Here is a 16,771-nt window from a genome sequence, read left to right as displayed (position 1 = left end):
GCGAATAGCGACGGACTACCGTCGACGGCGTTCGACGTCCCGTCGAATCGGCTATCCGACGAGGTGTACGGATTCGTGGACGTTTGCAAACCCTACATAGGTGTGACGTACATTTATCACCGCTCCGACAGTCGATACGAACATGCAATCGCTTTCCGGAGCGTCCGTCGTCGTGATCGGCGGCGGAATCGGTGGGCTCTCTACCGCGTGTTATCTGGCTGATTCGGGAGCCACCGTACGCGTCGTCGAAAAAAACGAGCAACTCGGCGGTCGGGCGAGCCGGCTCGAGCGGGACGGATTCCGGTTCGATATGGGGCCCTCCTGGTATCTGATGCCCGACGTCTTCGAGCGGTTTTTCGCGGACTTCGATCGGACGCCGACGGACTATTACGAACTCACACAGCTCGATCCGCACTACCGAATCTTTTTCAAGGGAGCTGAAAACGCACCTCCTGCGGACGCCCCGAGCGGCGCGACACACGAAGAGCCGAGCCATTCGACCGGCGACCGGATCGACATCACGCCCGACCTCGAGCGAACGAAAGCGCTCTTCGAGGAGTACGAATCGGGTGCGGGCGACGCGCTCGAGCGCTACCTCGAGAAGTCGCGAGAGAACTACGAGGTCGGGATGAAACACTTCGTCTACGAGGATCGCTCACGCGTACGGGACTTTCTCGATCTCGACGTGGCGCGACAGGCACGCGGCCTGTCGCTGCTCGGCTCGATGCAAGGTCACGTCGAGGAGTACTTCGACCATCCCAGGCTCCAGCAGATTATGCAGTACACGCTCGTGTTTCTCGGCGGCTCTCCGAGTAACACACCGGCCCTCTATAATCTGATGAGCCACGTCGATTTCAACCTCGGCGTCTGGTATCCCGAGGGTGGGATCGGTCGCGTGATCGACGCGATCGAAGAACTCGGCCGGGAACTCGGTGTCCAGTACGAGACCGGACACCCGGTGACGGCGATCAAAGGTCGCGAAGGCGCGTTCATCCTCGAGACGGCGACGGGACCGCTTCGACCGGATCTGGTCGTCAGTAACGCGGACTATGCACACACCGAGCGGGACCTGCTCACACCGGATAATCGGAGCTACGACGAGGGCTACTGGGAGTCACGGACCTACGCTCCGTCGGCGTTTTTGCTCTATCTCGGCGTCGAGGGCGACGTCGACGAACTGGCACATCACACGCTCGTACTCCCGCCAGAGTGGGAGAATCACTTCGATCGGATCTTCGAGGACCCCCAGTGGCCGGACGATCCCGCCTACTACCTCTGTGTCCCCTCGAAAACCGACGCGGACGTCGCCCCACCCGATCACAGCGCGCTCTTCGTCCTCGTTCCGATCGCGCCCGGACTCGAGGACACGCCGGAGATTCGCGAGGAGTACCGTGATCGGATCCTCACGGATATCGCGGCTCACACCGGCACGGAGCTTCGCGACCGGATCGTCTTCGAGGAGCGATTCTGTGTCGACGATTTTGCCGAGCGGTACAACAGCTTTCGGGGAACGGCCCTCGGACTGGCGCACACGCTCCGTCAGACGGCGCTGTTCCGGCCGCCCCACCGCTCGAGCGAGGTCGATGGCCTCTACTTCGTCGGCGGGGACACGACACCCGGAATCGGGATGCCGATGTGTCTCATCAGCGGCCAGTTGACCGCCGATGCGGTGGTCACAGATCACGGAACTCCGGAGGCAACGTGAGCGCGGCGAGTATGAGTGCGGATTCGACGACCGCGAGCGGCGAGAGCGGGAACGGGGGCGGTGACGGAAACAACGGCGGTATCGGGAGGTTTCGCGGTGAGCTTTCGTACCTGTTGACGCTGTCGCGGCCGCGATTCTGGCTCTATCTCGCCGGACCGGTTCTCGTCGGCGTCGCCTACGCGGCCGAGACGACCGGCCAGCTGTTTTCGCCCGTCACCGTTGCTCTGTTCGCGTATTTTCTGGTTCCGGCGAACGTCTTCCTCTACGGTATCAACGACGTGTACGACCGCGAGATCGATGCGGAGAATCCGAAGAAATCGGAGCGCGAGGCTCGCTATGGCGGCCAGCGTTACGTTCCCGTCGTCGTTGCACTCTGTGCAGTCGTTCCCCTCTCGTTTCTCGTAGTTCTTCCGACGGCGGCTTGGCCGTGGCTGGTGGCCTTTCTCGTCCTCGGTGCGGCCTACAGCGCGCCGCCGGCTCGGTTCAAGACGACGCCCGGTCTCGATTCGGTTTCGAACGGGCTGTACGTCACGCCCGGCATCGTGGCCTACGCCGCCGTCTCGGGCGTTCAGCCACCGGTGCTCGCAATCCTCGGCGGTTGGCTGTGGGCAATGGGAATGCACACGTTCTCGGCGGTTCCGGACATCGAACCGGATCGAGAGGCCGGCATTCGTACGACCGCGACCGTCCTCGATGAGAATCGAACGTACGCCTACTGCGGTGCGTGCTGGCTCGCCAGCGCGGCCGCCTTCGCCGCCGTAGACTACCGGCTCGGTCTCGTCATGCTCGCCTACCCCGCACTCACCGCGGTCGTCGCCGGCTCGAGCGTGGCCGTCGACCGTGCGTACTGGTGGTTTCCGGCGATCAACACGGTCGTCGGCGCGGTGTTGACGATCGGCGGACTCCTGGTGATCGTCCGTGGGTAATCCCGAAAACACCGAATCCGCGACGGAAGCAGGCTCTGCGAACGAACGGGGAAGCTGGACGAGAGGAAGCGTACAGCACCGACTCGAGGGCCTGATTCGAGAGAACCGGTTTACGATCGCCGTCGTCTTCCCGTTCGTCGGCGCGGTGACACTGGTTGCGAGCGCCGAAGGGCTGTTACCGGCCCCGCTCGCGTACAATCCGCTGTTTATTCTTTTCGGAACGCTCGTGATGCGGTCGCCGCTCGTCGTTGGACTGCTCCCGCGAATCGGGGGATGGGCGCTGGCCTGTCTCGGCGTTCTCACCGTCTACACCTACGCGATCGAGATCGTCGGCGTTCGAACGGACTGGCCCTACGGTGCGTTCGAATACACGATTCAGCTCGGACCGATGCTGTTAGACGCGGTGCCGCTGGCGTTGCCGCTGTTTTTTATTCCGCTCGTCATCAACGCGTACCTGCTCACGCTGTTGATCCTGGGCGACCGAAGCGACGCCGCTCACTACCGGATCCCGGCCGCGATCGCCGCCGTCGTCGCGATCGATCTCGTGCTCGATCCGGCCGCCGTCGCAATTGGCTTCTGGGCGTTCGTTCCGCCGGGCGTCTACTACGGCGTCCCGGTGTCGAACTACGTCGGCTGGGTCCTCTCTGGGACGGTGGCCGTCGTACTCGTCGATCTCGCGTTCGATCGTCGAGCCCTGCTCGAGCGCGTTCGCGACTGCGAGTTCGTTCTCGACGATCTGGTGAGCTTCGTGTTGCTCTGGGGGACGATCAACCTGCTCTATAGCAACTGGCTCGCCGCCGGCGTCGCAGGACTGTTCTGTCTCGGCTTGTTCGGAACCGACCGTTACGACCTCGAGATGGTCCGAACGTCGTTCCCCGGTCGTCGCTGATACGGTCTGCTGTAACTGTTTACCGACGCACCCGGCACCCGGTCTCCGGATACGCCGGTACTGACTTACAACAGACCGTATGAAAGGCACTCGAAAAAGACGCCACTGGCACGACGCTCGTCACCGTGTCGGTATTCGACCACCGAACCTCGAATCGAGCGCTTCGGCGTCCGAGACGGGAACGGCCGAAACCCGCTGGAAGACGGCTTCGGGATCGCGGTTCCAGTGCCAGTGCCAGCGCGTCTTCGCGAGACACAGGAGTTTCCGCCAGGTCGACAGCGACGGTTCGCTCGCGAGTACGTCGTACCCCTGTGATCGAATGAGTGCGTGGTGTTCGGCGTAGAGAACGGCGGCGAGCAAGACCGGCAGTTGACAGTCTGTGGGGAGATAGCGTATACCGGCGACGCCCTCTCTGTACAGTTTCTCTGTTCGTTTTAGCTCCTCGCTCATGGCTGCTTTGAAGCCGTCGGAACACTCGAGCGCCTCGATCTCCTCGCTCGAAATGCCGTGTTTTCGGAGGGTCTCCTGTGGGATGTAGATCCGGTCGCGCTCGAGCACGTCCTCGCGAACGTCCCGCAGGAAGTTCGTCAGCTGGAACGCCTCTCCGAGCTTGATCGCGTGCGGAAGGGCGGTTTCTTCCGTCTCCGGCTCCATGATCGCGGTCATCATCACGCCTACGGCCGCGGCCGAACCGCGCATGTAGGACTCGAGGTCGGCGTATGTCTCATACCGACTCGTGGTAATGTCCGTCGCCATCGCGTCGATGAACTCCGTTATCTCCTCGTCTGCGATGTCGTAGCGCCCGCGAAGGTTCTGAAACGCTTTCAGAACAGGATTTTCGGGCTCCGTCTCACCGAGTGCCTGCGCTCGTAGCGTTTCTAGCTCCGCTCGCTGGTCTTCGGGGGGGACGCCGCCTGCGTCGTCGACGACCTCATCTGCGATTCGAAAGAACGCATAGAGGACGTGTGTCGCGTGCCGGACCCGCTCGGGGAGAAACCGGGTTGCCAGGTAGAACGTCTTTCCGGTACGCTTCTGTATCGCCTTCCCTGCGTCGATGTGTTCCTGTTGCATTCTCTATGTCGTTGACCGCTTGACAGCTGTCAGGTCTATCCCTACAACAGAGATATATAAAAGAGCTAGCCCTCACTAGTAGGGAAACACCGTAGCTCACGCCTCAGTCGTCCGTTGCTATCCATCCCGCTAACCGTTACTATTCACGGTCGCTCCCGCCCCCAAACCCCCGTCGAAGAGCTCTTCAAGCAACTTCTGCTGTGCCCCACGAAGGTGCTGGTGAAACGTCGAGCGAGCGATTCCCATCGATTCTGCGAGGTCTTCGCCGGAGACGGCGCGCGGCCACTCGAAGTAGTCGGCAAAGTAGGCCTTTCGAAGCGCCAGAAACTGTCGATCGGTTAGCGTCGACTCGAGGCGCGCCGAAACGTTCGCAGGCGTTTGTACCGGCCGTTCGACCTCGGTGTACCGTATCAGTTCGACGCGATCGAATCGATCTTCGAGCATATCGTACGTCGATCTGGCGGATTGGCCGTTCGGAAACTCGAGGACCACGTCGGTCACGTCGCGGTCGGTCTCCATTCGCTGGATCATCGCCCCGTGGTCGGCAAGCGCCGTGACGACTCCGCCTGCAAGCGTTACCTCGAGAACGTTTCGCCGTCGTGTTCCGAGAGGACTGTCACGTCCTCGAGTTCGGCTGCACTCTCGGTGACGCCGCCGACCGCATCCACGGAGACGAACGCCAGTGGCCGTCCGCGTCTTCGACGCCGAACGCGCCGGCACGGAAGTCACAGGCGGCGGAGTAGCCCTGGACGGCTTGGTAGAGTTCGTGATAGTCGCTATCCTCGTCCTCGAGTTCCGGGGTCCACTGCGTTCCGGCCCCGTCGAAGATCAGTTCGACCTCGTCGCCCTCCGCATGCGCGAACTCCTTTGTCGCCTCGAGGCCGAGCTGATTCGCCTAGAGAACACGCTCCGTGGCGTTTCGCGCGAGACGGGGGTTTCGGTCGGATCTGATGTAACCGCTGTGAACGGAGCCATCTCTTCGGCAAAAACGGCGCGATGTTCTGTCCGGTGCGTCGGTACCGTCGGTCGCTGTGACGTCGTCGGGGTAGCCGTTTACTAGCCGCTCGTGGATCGAAATCGGTGTTCGGGGCGTAGTGTGGATGTATCGATCCGTCTCACCCGAACTTTCCGGTGATGTAGTCCTCGACGCGGTCGCTTTCCGGATTCTCGAAAATTTTGTTGGTGTCGTCGAACTCGACGAGGTTGCCACCGGTGAGAAACACGGCCGTCGTATCGGAGATCCGGGCCGCCTGTTGCATGTTGTGTGTGACGATCACGACCGTATACTGCGCCGATAGCTCTTCGACCAGGTCCTCGATTTTCGAGGTCGCGACCGGATCCAGCGCCGAGGCGGGTTCGTCCATCAGGATGACCTCGGGATCGGTCGCGATCGCACGGGCGATACAGAGCCGCTGTTGTTGGCCGCCGGAGAGGTCGAGTCCGCTCGAGTCGAGTTGATCTTCGACCTCGTCGAGCAACGCGGCGCGCTCGAGGGCGCTGTGGACCTGGTCTTCGATGTCGTCGTCTTTTCCCTGAACGCGGAGCCCGTAGGCGACGTTGTCGAAGATGCTCTTCGGAAAGGGGTTGGGTTTCTGGAAGACCATCCCGATCTTCCGTCGGAGCGCAACGGGGTCGACGTCCTCGTCGTAGACGTTTTTCCCGTGGAACCGAAGCTCGCCGTCGACTCGGGCGATATCGATGAGATCGTTCATCCGATTGATCGATCGCAGAAACGTCGATTTCCCACAGCCCGACGGACCGATGAGCGCCGTGACCTTTCGTTCGGGAATCCCCATGTTGATACCGTGAAGGGCCTGATCGTCGCCGTAGTAGACGTCGAGATCACGGGACTCGATGACGGGGTCCGAGATGCGCGGCGATCCCAGCGGGACGTCGTTCGCCGTTACCGATTCGATCTCGGCGTCGTCTGTCCCCGACTTCGATACCGTTCGCGGGCCGCCGTTGGCAGTCATAGACGATAGTTCCAGAACGGCCGCCGGAGAGTAAATAGCGTGCTATGTGGTCTACGTTTTGTCATCCGTGACTATGTATGACAATGTATGGTCTTCCCCGAGAGCCGAACCCAGCGAATTCGGAGCGCGAGAACGTGTTACTTCCCGTTGTTCCTGGCCGAGACGGTCGAGCTGGACGAACTGTCGTCGGTCGGTTTCGCTACACTCGCACGTCGGTGGCGGATCCGTCGATCCACGGGGACGGAAATTCGTGTGCGTCCCCGTTCGTCCGTCACCGATCCACTCCCCTCGTTTCCAGCACGTCTATCGTCCGCTCGAGGACCGCCTCCGGCGATCGAGTCGCGTCGATTCGGACGAACCGGTCCGGGTCGCGTTCGATCAGCCGTTCGTAGTTCTCCCGGACCGACTCGAGGTAGTCGGCGCGTTCGAACTTGTTCGTCGTCCCCGCACGCTCCGCGGCCGTCTCCGCGTCCAGGTCGAGGTATATCGTCAGATCGGGCTCGATCGAGATCGGCTCGTGAACGTCGACGACGTACTCGAGCGGATCTTCGAGTCCGCGCTCGGTCGTGCGTTCGGCCCAGGCCTCGAGCGTTGCACCCTGATAGGCAAAGCGAGAATCGGAGTAGCGATCCGAGACGACGTGATCGCCCCGCGCCAGCGCCGGTTCGACGAGTCGCGAGAGGTGATCTGCGTGATCTGCGGTGTAGAGAAAGAGCTCCGCGAGCGGATCGGCATCGTCGTCTTCGATCGAGCGATAGACAGCATCGCCGTACCACGAGTCGGTCGGCTCGCGGGTGAACGTCGCTTCCGGATGGACTTCTTGTAGTGACTCCCAGACCGTCGTCTTTCCGCTTCCGTCCAGACCCTCGAGCGTGACCAGCATGCTCGGATGTCCTCGGGCCGAATACATGTATCGTTCGACCTCCGACGGGACCCCGTCTCGAGGGTTCGACACGGCGTCCGGAGCGGCAGGTGTTCGGGCCGCCACAGTCAGGGCGTCGCCGGTCAATTATTTACCGTTTCGGGACCATCGGTAGATATGAAGGTCCTCGTCGCAGGCGGTACCGGTTTCATCGGAACGAACCTCTGTGCCGAACTGGTAGAGCGCGGACACGACGTGACGGCACTCTCGCGTACTCCCGACGATGATGTTCGGGACGGCGTCGAGCTGGCGGTAGGCGACGTCACCGCGTACGATTCGATCGTAGACACCGTCGCGGATCACGACAAGGTCGTCAACCTCGTCGCGCTCTCGCCGCTGTATCAAGCGCCCGACAACGCACAGGAACGCGTCCATCTCGGTGGCACCGAAAACCTCGTCCGTGCCGCCGAGGCGGGAGACGTCGACCGGCTCGTCCAGATCAGTGCGCTCGGAGCCGATCCGAACAGCGAGATCGATCACATCCGTGCCAAAGGTCGAGCCGAACGGGTCGTCCGGGAGTCGAGTCTCGACTGGACGATCTTCCGACCCTCGGTCGTCTTCGGGGACGGCGCGGAGTTCCTCGAGTTCACCACGCAGGTGACGACGCCGTACGTGACCGGACTGCCCGGGGGTGGCCGAACCCGGTTCCAGCCGATCTGGGTCGGTGATCTCGTCACGGTGCTCGCTGGCGCACTCGAGAGTGACGACCACATCGGAGCCGTCTACGAGGTCGCCGGTCCGCAGGTCGTGACGCTTGCCGACGCCACCGAGCTGGCGTACGAGGCCGAAGACAAACCCGTTTCGATCCTCCCGGTGCCGATGGCGCTCGCCAAGATCGGTCTCGCCGCGGTTGGCCCGGTTCCGTTCGTTCCGTTCGGCCCGGATCAGGCCCGGTCGCTCGAAATCGACAACACTGTCGGAGAGAACGACGTGTCAGCCTTCGGTCTCGACGAGGACGACCTCACGACGTTGCGAACCTATCTCGGCGCTGATTCGAACTAATCGTTTGTCAACCTGGCTGCGTATAAAGTTGAACGTCCGATTCATCATAAGATAGATTATATATCAACGGTAGAGCGAAAATACCGGTGCAGTCATCCGTTTTGTGGCGACATTGTATTGTGCGAGAAATTCACATCATCAAAAGACTTATAGTCTTAATCGCACTGGTCCAATCCAACGGAGCCCCCTGACAAACAATGAAGCTGGCGATGATCGGATTCGGACAGGCCGGTGGTAAGATCGTCGATCGATTCCTCGATTACGACGATCGAACGGACAGCGGGATCGTCCGCGCTGCGATCGCGGTTAACTCCGCGAAAGCTGACCTCATGGGTCTCGAGCGCATCCCGCAGGATAATCGCGTTCTCATCGGACAGGCCCGGGTGAAAGGCCACGGTGTCGGCGCGGACAACGAGCTCGGCGCGGAAATCGCCGAAGAGGATATCGACGAAGTTCAGAACGCGATCGATTCGATTCCGACCCACGAAGTCGATGCGTTCCTGATCGTTGCCGGCATGGGTGGCGGCACCGGATCGGGCGGCGCACCGGTCCTCGCAAAGCACCTCAAACGGATCTATACGATTCCGGTTTACGGACTGGGTGTCCTGCCGGGAACCGACGAGGGTGGAATCTACACGCTCAATGCGGCGCGGTCGTTCCAGACGTTCGTCCGCGAAGTCGACAACCTGCTGGTCTTCGACAACGACTCCTGGCGACAGACCGGCGAGTCCGTCGAGGGCGGCTACGACCAGATCAACGAGGAGATCGTCCGTCGCTTTGGTATTCTCTTTGGGGCCGGCGAGGTGACCGGCGGGCAGGACGTGGCAGAGAGCGTCGTCGACTCCTCCGAGATCATCAACACGCTCTCGGGCGGTGGCGTCTCGACCGTCGGATTCGCAAGCGAGGGGGTCGAACTCAACTCCGGTGGCGGGCTCCTCTCGCGGTTTACGACCGACGACCGCAGCGGCGACGACCTCGACGCCGCGAACACGACGAATCGCATAACGAGCCTCGTCCGAAAGGCCGCACTTGGCCGACTCACCCTTCCGTGTGAAATCGAGGGAACCGAGCGCGCCCTGCTCGTTCTCTCCGGTCCGTCCGAGTACTTAAACCGAAAGGGAATCGAACGCGGACGAAAATGGCTCGAAGAGGAAACCGGAAGCATGGAAGTCCGGGGCGGGGACTTCCCGCGCGGCGAACCGGAGGTCGCCGCAGCGATCTTGCTCTCGGGCGTCACGAACGTGCCGCGGATCAAACGCCTCCAGCAGGTCGCCATCGAGGCACAGGACAACATTGACGACATCCAGTCCGAAAGCCAGGACAACCTGGAGGAACTCGTCGAAGACGACGAAGACGAACTCGAACCGCTGTTCTAACGGCGGTTCGCACAGACCAGGCCACACAGTACGTGTCGGGGGACACGAAGCGACGCGGCGACGGTTCGCGGTCGGCTCGATCGGTGTCGGTGTTCTACCGATCTGACGATCCGGTTTCGTTTCCGTGCTCACTCCGACGCCCTTTTCAGCCCGTGCGCGTAACCGTCGCCAGAAGTAATGCAGGTCGTCGTCCCGTTCGCGGCTGAAACGCCGAAAACTCGCCTTCGATCCGTGCTTTCGGCCGCCGAGCGCTCGCGGTTCGCTCGAGCGATGCTCGCTGACGTGCTCGAGGCGCTCGCGCGAACGGGCCACGATCTGACCGTGGTCGCGACGTCGCCACTCTCGTCCGATGACGACCTCGTCGGCGTCCCTTCTACCGTTCGTGTCGAGGTCGACGATCGACCGCTGACCGACGCCGTCGACGCCCGACTTCCGCGCCGTGGTCGGACCGGCGAACCAGTTGCCGTCGTTATGGCCGATCTCGCGCTGGCAACGCCGGAGTCGCTCGAGGGATTGTTCGGTCCCGACGCGGACGTCGTGATCGCACCCGGTCGCGGTGGCGGAACGAACGCGCTCGTGGTTCGCCACCCCGATTTTCGAGCGGACTACCACGGCGCGTCCTACCTCGACCACCGCGCCGCCGCGAACGGAGTGGGTGCGAGCCTCGAGACGATCGACTCCTTTCGACTCGGAACTGATATCGACGAACCCGCGGACCTCGTCGAGGTCCTGATTCACGGCACCGGTCGGTCACCGGAGTGCCTCCGTGCGCTCGGCTTCGAACTCGAGCGAACCGACGGGCGAGTCGATACCGAACGCTCTCTGGATTCCACCTCCGCGGACTCTCGAAGCCGCTGATCGAGAAAGTACGTGTCAGCCGAGTTACGTCGGAGCCGCCCCCGACCCCGGACGTTCGAGCGCCTCGAGATCGATCCGACCGTCGACGATCGGTACGCCGTCGTAGGGATCGTCGGAAAGCAAGAGTGAGCCGTCGAGGTCGGCATAATCGAGCGCCGGAGCGAGATGACAGGCAGCCGCGATCGAGGCGTTCGACTCGGTCATACAGCCACACATCACGTCGAGATCGTGTGCGCGAGCGGCGTGGATCATCCGCCAGGCCTCCCGCAGGCCGCCACACTTCATCAGTTTGAGGTTCGCGATGTCACAGCGGTCAGCTATCTGCGGGATGTCCGCGAGCGTCACACAGGATTCGTCGGCGGCGATCGGAACCGGCGATCGATCGGAGACGAACTTCAGTCCCTCGAGGTTCCTAGCCGGGACGGGCTGTTCGACCAAAGCGAGATCGTACTCAGCGAGTCGTTCGATCGTCGAAACCGCCTCACGCGGTGACCAGGCCTCGTTCGCGTCGACGAACAGCCGCGCGTCTGGAGCGACCGACCGAATCGTTCGCACGATTTCGTCGTCTCGGCCGGTTCCGAGTTTGACTTTCAGCGTCCCATGACCGCGGTCGAGAGCCGTTTCCGTCTTCTCGCGTACCGTCTCGAGATCGTCGATTCCGATCGTGTAGGAGGTTTCGAGGCTCTCGGCGGGATCGAGGCCCCAGTAGCGATAGAGCGGGACCTCGAGTCGCTTCGCTTCGAGGTCGTAAAGCGCGATGCTGACGGCGGCCCGTGCGGCGGGATTCTCCCGGAGCGTTTCGCGCATTCGCCGCTCGATCCGCGCGTGCTGGCTCGGATCGTCTACGTCCTCGACGATCGAGAGGAGATCCGGCAGGACGGCCTCGACCGTGGCGGCGGTCTCACCGTAGTGTGACGCCGGCGAGGCCGCACCGATCCCGATCCGTCCCTCCCCGTCCTCGACGTGGACGGTCACGACGTCGGTCTCGGTTACCGTTCCGCGCGCGATCGTAAACGGATACTCGAGCGGGAGCGACCGCCGGTGAACGGACGTTTCGAGGCTCATCGGTCCGACCCGGATTCCAGAAGCGTCTCGAGAACGCCGTCCGTTCCGAAGCGGATGACGTCGGTCGCCGGTGCGTCGATCGCGGCTTCGTATTCGTTGACGGCCTCGCGAGCCACGCTATCCTCGAGTCCCGAGGTGTTGAGCGCCCCCGCAACGACGCGCGACTCGCTGACGGGTGCAGCGAGGTCCTCGTAGAGGTCGATATAGCGCGAGAGCGGCGGGAGCGAGAACGATTCGTAGCCGTGAATCGCCTCCCGTCCGGCATCGTGACAGAGGACGAGTCGGTCGGCCATCGCTCCGTGGAGGATACCACAGGTGACACCCGAGTACGCCGGGTGGACGATACTTCCCTGTCCTTCGACGAAGAGGTAGTCGTGGTCGGTTCCGGCCTCGAGGATCATCTCTTCGACGGCCCCGGCGGTGAAATCGGAGACGACGCGATCGACCGGCATTCCCCAGCCTTCGATCATGATCCCGGTCTGTCCGGTCGGAACGACGGCCGCGTCGTAGCCCGCCTCGCGGGCGTCGGCAACCAGTTCCATCGTCGCCGTCATCTTGCCGACTCCGCAATCCGTTCCGACGGTCAAGATCACCTCGGCGTCGACGTCGCTTGCGATACCGTCGCTCACCGACAGGTCTTCGGGCGGCTTTCGAACGTCTCTGAGCTCACAGTCGTTCGCCTCGGCCAACCGATCGAACTCATCGTCCTCACTGAGAAAGTAATGGAGGCCGGAGATGACGTCGTGACCGCGCTCGAGTGCCTTCCGGACGTCCTCGCGCCAGCTCTCTTCGAAGCCGCCACCGATGGGGGCAACGCCGATCAGCAGTGCGTCGACCTCGTCGTCCTCGAGGTCGTCCATCCCGGTCACGATCGGTGCATCCTGAACGTCCGGGACGAACTCGTTGACCCGTCGGTTCGGATTGTCGCGATCTAACACCGCGACGATCTCGTCGTCGGCGTACCGAAGGACGCCGAGTGCGGTTTTCGCCTCGTTGGGAAACAGCTCGTGAGCGAGAATTGCAACGCGCATACACGCGGCTAGCGACGGGGAGGACTTAAGTCTGGACGACGGTTGAGGGCGTCCGCACCGCCGACCCCTCGAGACGGTTACAGAACGAGAACGTCCGTCGTCCAGAACGAGCGATGGGCGTCGTCGAGCGCCGACTTCGGATCGCCCGTCGCATCGACCGCAGTCGTCGCGTCCGGCTCGAGAGTCCCGTCGTCGACGAGCGTGTCGATTACGCCACGTTGTCCCGTCAAGTAAAGCGGTTCGTCGCCCGGACGATCGGATCGGTACTCGGAGAGGGTCGCTCGACAGCGCTCGAGATGGTCGTCGATCTGATCGTCGCGGATCCGTTCGAACCGGGCCTGCGAGAACCCTCCCTTCGAGTGCGCTCCTTTGACGTCGCTTTCGAAGCCGCGGTACGCGGTGCGTTCGTCGCCGTCGTAAACGCCGAGTGCGAACAGATCTGCTCTGACCAGCGCGAGGACGTACCGGTCGGTCCCCAGGAACCACTCGCGGTCGACGGCGAAGCGGTCGTCCCACGTCGGCTCTATCGCCGGCAGAATCGGCGGCCTCAGCGCGACCGAGACGAGGCCAGCATCGTCGACGTAGCACACGCACGGCGAGGCGTCGTCGAGGAGCGCGGCCCGTTCGCCCAGGACGTCATCGAGGTCGACGCCGCGGTGGCCCACGCCCGTCTCGCCGTCGGAGACGACAGCCGTGAGCGCTCCCTCCGGGGCGGTTCGGATCGACGCGAGCCGGTCGAGTACGTCCGCGAGTTCGGTTCCCCGCATCCGCTCGCGCGAGCGAAACTCGAGTCCGGAGTCCACGCCATCGACGCGCTCGAGTTCCCCTTCGAGTTGGGCGATCCGATCCTCGAGCCGGTTGATCGTCTCTTCGGCCTCCTGTCTGGCCGTGGCTGCTGTTGCCCTGCGCTCGGATTCGGCTTCGTAGCGCGACCGCAGGCGCTCCGTTTCGTCCTCGAGTTCGTCGATCCGCTCTTTGAGCGATGCGCGTCCGAGCAACCGGTCGACGTCGAACATCCGGGCGAACACGCGAAGCGAGGGTACTTTTACGTTCCGGCGTTCGGGTAGTCGTCGGAACTCGAGCCGGTGGTCGCGTCCGAGTCGTCACCCGACGGCTGCCATCCACCCGCGAACTCGAGCAACTGCCGGGCGCGTTCGCGTCGGGCGAGAAATACCTCGCGAAGCGATGGCGGATTTCGAATCCGGGTTTCCTCGAGCATCGTCTCCGGAACGGCGAGCGTATCCGACGGGACGGCGTCGTCGCCGTGAACCGGGAAGTGGCGGTTCTCGAGTTTCATGACGAGCGGTGCATCGAGCCGTTCTACCCCGTGGCCGGTCGCGTACACTTCTTCGTTGATCCGTTCGTGCTGATCGCTGTGCATGAACGCGGACTCCGCGTTCGTCGGCGTCACGTAGAGACGTCCCAGATAGTAGCTTCCAGAGAACACTTCGAACATGCTAACTAGGCACACGATCTCGATCGGTTTAACTATTTTCGAACAAACGTAAGTAGTCGTGCTATCAACCCGTACTGGTGACGATCCGATCGACGGTGTTTACCACCGACACTGTGAATAAAACTCTATGAGTGGACCGTAAACGCTTTCCGAGTCGCTCGGGTGTCCAAGATATCACGTGAACGGTTCGAACGACTGGTCGCCTTTTTACAATGTTCCGTCGAGGGCTCTCCCAATGCGTGGCTTTCGGATGGTCGTAGCGGTCGTCCTGATTACGGTCGGGCTAACGGTTGCTCCGGTGGCCGGTGTCGTCGGATCGGCCGCGGAAACCGAGTCCGATTCCGACGCCGATTCGAACGAAACCGTCTCCGTTTCGTCGTTCATGCAATCGAGCGCCGCAGACGCCGAATCGACCGTCGAGTCCGGGCTGTTCGAAACCGAATACGAGAGCGCGGCCAACGACACTCGAGCGGATCTCGTACGCGACCGGACGGACGACCTCGAAGAGCGTCTGGCGGCGCTTCAGGCCGAACGCGAGGAGCTTCGCGAGAACGCGACGAACCTCTCGAGTGCGGAGTACAACGCCCGAATAACGAGACTGTCCGTCGAGGTCGCATCTCTCGAGCAGTCGGTCGACCGGACCATCCCGCGGGCGAACGAAACCGGCCTCGAGAGCGATCGACTCGACGAGCTTCGGGCGAACGCGTCCGAACTCGCCGGGCCCGAGGTCGCAACGATCGCACGGGGTGTCGCCGGCTTCGATCGACAACCGGGCGGTCCGTCGACCGACGGAGACGACGGTGTTCCCGGACAGAGCGGAATCGACACGCCTCCCGGACAGGACTCTACACCGGACGACCGGGAAACCGGAGACGGTAACGGAACAACCCAGACCGCAGACGACGGACCGACTCCGAATGGGACCGATGATGGAACGGACCGGAACGAGACCGGGGCGGACGAGGACGACCGAGGGACTTCGAACGGACCGAATACCGCCTCTTCGGATACCGGTGCTGGATCGGCAGATGAAACGCCCGGACAGTGACGAGGAGGGGCGATTTCCGCCGGCCTCGTCCGTTTCCACCGACGGTTCTCCGACGAGCAGACACGCTTTTCAGCGCTGAGGCCTTACCGTCACCCGATGGACTCCGCGGCGTTGTTGGATTTGCTGGGTAACGAGAACAGAAGGCGAATCCTTCGACTCCTCGCCCGCAAACCCTGTTACGTAACCGAAATCTCCGAGTATCTCAGCGTGAGTCCCAAAGCGGTCATCGAGCACCTTCGAAAACTCGAGGAGGCCGGATTGATCGAGAGCAGGGTCGACGATCAGCGCCGGAAGTACTTCCACATCGCCCGGAACGTTCGACTCGAGGTCAACGTCTCACCCTACGGATTCGCGAGCAAGAGCGCGTATCCCGCGAACAATAGCTTCGACATCACGACCTGTCGGCACCTCTCGCTCGACATCTCCTGGGACAACACCGACGAGCTCGACGAACTCCTCGGCGCGCTCGAAGACCTCGAACAGCTCGAGAACGAACTCTCGCTCGCCCAGCGATGGGTCCAGAGCCGCCTCTGTGACGTCCTCGATCAGGTCTCGGAGGAGGTCGGCGGTGGGCCGGAGAGCCGCATTTACGCGGATCTGCTCGCGAGAATTCGAACCGAACCGCGGTCGGTCGGTGAACTCGGCGGTGACCTCGATGTCCCGCGGGAGGTCGTCGCCGAGTTACTCGAGCGGATGGCCGACGAGGGTATCGTTCGTCGAACGGAACGAGGCTGGGAGCTGACGACCAACGGGTGATCGACGCGTTTCGGCCGTCGGAACGTCGGCGCCCTCAGCGACCCCAGTCAGGGCGAGTGTCTCGACTAGTTAACGTCACGTACCAGTCCGTCACGCAGGTCTCGACCGAAGTAGTAGCCGGCGACGGTCGCGACCAGACCGACCGCCGCACCGATGGCGACCAGGAGTCGACCGGAGCCCACCACGGCGAGGGTAAAATCGAAGAGAACCATCGCCACTGCGCCCACCGAAACGCCTACGGCGCTCACCTCGAGATAGCGTCGTTTCGACGTGAGTAGGCCAACGAAGAACGCGATGGCGAACATACCGCCGATCCGTCCGATGCTGCCGATCGGAGAGAGCGTCTGTCCGGCGAGGAGACCGGCGCTGACGAGGAGGGCCAGCGCGAAAAACGCTTTGGGGGAGAAGTACTCTCCCAGTGACCTGCTCGGCCGAAATCTCGAGCCGCCGGTCGCCGTCGATGGCTCGTCCATCGGCTGATGATGTTCCGTCGCCGTCTCTCGATGTTCGTCCGCGTGCTGACGGTCCGCCCGCTCGTGCGAGCGGCGTTCGGACGACGCGTCACCGGCTTCCGACTCCGAGAGCAGTCGATCGGTTTCCTCGAGGATGTCCTGACTCGAGTCCGTCTCTCGACGTTCAGTGAGCTCGTCAGAGCGGTCGGTCATACGGTAGCTGTCTCGACCGGGCACCATG

At 62.7% G+C, this 16,771-nt stretch carries 17 protein-coding genes and 2 pseudogenes; 8 read left to right on the top strand and 11 right to left on the bottom strand.

The window, feature by feature from the left end; genetic code table 11:
- The first annotated feature begins 142 nt into the window (after positions 1-142).
- The 3 genes from EA462_RS06770 to cruF are packed head-to-tail and all read left to right on the top strand — an operon-like array spanning position 143 to position 3,520.
- Positions 143-1,705 (top strand): phytoene desaturase family protein, encoded by a 1,563-nt coding sequence (locus tag EA462_RS06770; protein WP_124177790.1) that lies wholly within the window; start codon positions 143-145, stop codon positions 1,703-1,705.
- 11 nt (positions 1,706-1,716) lie between these two features.
- Positions 1,717-2,631 carry a prenyltransferase gene (locus EA462_RS06765; RefSeq protein ID WP_124177789.1) on the top strand — a complete coding sequence of 305 codons (915 nt, stop codon included), beginning with the start codon at positions 1,717-1,719 and terminating at the stop codon, positions 2,629-2,631.
- A complete protein-coding gene (cruF, locus tag EA462_RS06760) occupies positions 2,624-3,520 on the top strand; it encodes a bisanhydrobacterioruberin hydratase (RefSeq protein ID WP_124177788.1) in 897 nt (298 codons plus the stop codon). Before EA462_RS06765 ends, cruF begins: the two co-directional genes overlap by 8 nt.
- A gap of 120 nt (positions 3,521-3,640) precedes the next feature.
- Here the strand turns inward: cruF and EA462_RS06755 are convergent, their stop codons facing one another.
- The 6 genes and pseudogenes from EA462_RS06755 to tmk all read right to left on the bottom strand — a co-directional run bounded on the left by EA462_RS06755 (position 3,641) and on the right by tmk (position 7,447).
- Positions 3,641-4,591: a phytoene/squalene synthase family protein gene (locus EA462_RS06755; protein ID WP_124177787.1), complete on the bottom strand. Its 951-nt coding sequence runs from the start codon at positions 4,589-4,591 to the stop codon at positions 3,641-3,643.
- 129 nt (positions 4,592-4,720) lie between these two features.
- Entirely contained in the window at positions 4,721-5,035 is a 315-nt protein-coding gene (locus tag EA462_RS17885; RefSeq protein WP_394341819.1) for a helix-turn-helix domain-containing protein, read from the bottom strand.
- Positions 5,015-5,125 (bottom strand): annotated as a pseudogene (locus tag EA462_RS17880) (hypothetical protein); the annotation flags it as partial. The pseudogene EA462_RS17880 and the gene EA462_RS17885, both read right to left, overlap by 21 nt.
- Before the next feature lie 157 nt (positions 5,126-5,282).
- Positions 5,283-5,474 (bottom strand): annotated as a pseudogene (locus EA462_RS17545) (DsrE family protein); the annotation flags it as partial.
- Between the two features lie 232 nt (positions 5,475-5,706).
- Positions 5,707-6,564, bottom strand: coding sequence for a phosphate ABC transporter ATP-binding protein PstB (pstB, locus tag EA462_RS06740; RefSeq protein ID WP_124177786.1), 858 nt, complete (start codon positions 6,562-6,564; stop codon positions 5,707-5,709).
- A gap of 271 nt (positions 6,565-6,835) precedes the next feature.
- Complete coding sequence (gene tmk, locus EA462_RS06735) at positions 6,836-7,447, bottom strand: dTMP kinase (protein WP_124177835.1); 612 nt, start codon at positions 7,445-7,447, stop codon at positions 6,836-6,838.
- Positions 7,448-7,603: 156 nt separating this feature from the next.
- Between tmk and EA462_RS06730 the strand changes: the two genes are divergently transcribed.
- From EA462_RS06730 to cofC, 3 genes are all read left to right on the top strand, one after another.
- Positions 7,604-8,488, top strand: a complete 885-nt coding sequence (locus EA462_RS06730; protein ID WP_124177785.1) for a complex I NDUFA9 subunit family protein — start codon at positions 7,604-7,606, stop codon at positions 8,486-8,488.
- Positions 8,489-8,685: 197 nt separating this feature from the next.
- A complete protein-coding gene (locus EA462_RS06725) occupies positions 8,686-9,864 on the top strand; it encodes a tubulin/FtsZ family protein (protein ID WP_124177784.1) in 1,179 nt (392 codons plus the stop codon).
- Between the two features lie 177 nt (positions 9,865-10,041).
- Positions 10,042-10,722, top strand: a complete 681-nt coding sequence (cofC, locus tag EA462_RS06720; RefSeq protein ID WP_124177783.1) for a 2-phospho-L-lactate guanylyltransferase — start codon at positions 10,042-10,044, stop codon at positions 10,720-10,722.
- Between the two features lie 24 nt (positions 10,723-10,746).
- Here the strand turns inward: cofC and EA462_RS06715 are convergent, their stop codons facing one another.
- The 4 genes from EA462_RS06715 to EA462_RS06700 all read right to left on the bottom strand — a co-directional run bounded on the left by EA462_RS06715 (position 10,747) and on the right by EA462_RS06700 (position 14,274).
- On the bottom strand, positions 10,747-11,787 hold the full coding sequence (locus EA462_RS06715) for a dipeptide epimerase (protein ID WP_124177782.1): 1,041 nt from the start codon (positions 11,785-11,787) through the stop codon (positions 10,747-10,749).
- The gene (locus EA462_RS06710) at positions 11,784-12,818 is read right to left on the bottom strand and encodes a DUF1611 domain-containing protein (RefSeq protein ID WP_124177781.1); all 1,035 of its coding nucleotides are present in this window, start codon (positions 12,816-12,818) and stop codon (positions 11,784-11,786) included. Before EA462_RS06710 ends, EA462_RS06715 begins: the two co-directional genes overlap by 4 nt.
- Before the next feature lie 77 nt (positions 12,819-12,895).
- Positions 12,896-13,834, bottom strand: a complete 939-nt coding sequence (locus EA462_RS06705; RefSeq protein WP_124177780.1) for a Vms1/Ankzf1 family peptidyl-tRNA hydrolase — start codon at positions 13,832-13,834, stop codon at positions 12,896-12,898.
- Between the two features lie 29 nt (positions 13,835-13,863).
- Positions 13,864-14,274, bottom strand: coding sequence for a DUF5802 family protein (locus tag EA462_RS06700; protein ID WP_124177779.1), 411 nt, complete (start codon positions 14,272-14,274; stop codon positions 13,864-13,866).
- A 250-nt stretch (positions 14,275-14,524) separates the two neighbouring features.
- Between EA462_RS06700 and EA462_RS06695 the strand changes: the two genes are divergently transcribed.
- Positions 14,525-15,322: a hypothetical protein gene (locus EA462_RS06695; protein WP_124177778.1), complete on the top strand. Its 798-nt coding sequence runs from the start codon at positions 14,525-14,527 to the stop codon at positions 15,320-15,322.
- Between the two features lie 96 nt (positions 15,323-15,418).
- The gene (locus tag EA462_RS06690; RefSeq protein WP_124177777.1) at positions 15,419-16,078 is read left to right on the top strand and encodes an ArsR/SmtB family transcription factor; all 660 of its coding nucleotides are present in this window, start codon (positions 15,419-15,421) and stop codon (positions 16,076-16,078) included.
- 65 nt (positions 16,079-16,143) lie between these two features.
- Here the strand turns inward: EA462_RS06690 and EA462_RS06685 are convergent, their stop codons facing one another.
- Entirely contained in the window at positions 16,144-16,743 is a 600-nt protein-coding gene (locus EA462_RS06685; RefSeq protein ID WP_124177776.1) for a DUF456 domain-containing protein, read from the bottom strand.
- Positions 16,744-16,771 lie beyond the last annotated feature (28 nt).

Source organism: Natrarchaeobius halalkaliphilus (genome assembly GCF_003841485.1).
In the GTDB taxonomy this organism is placed as follows: domain Archaea; phylum Halobacteriota; class Halobacteria; order Halobacteriales; family Natrialbaceae; genus Natrarchaeobius; species Natrarchaeobius halalkaliphilus.
The sequence above is the reverse complement of the archived record's forward strand: the minus strand, read 5'-3'. Positions and strand labels throughout refer to the sequence as shown.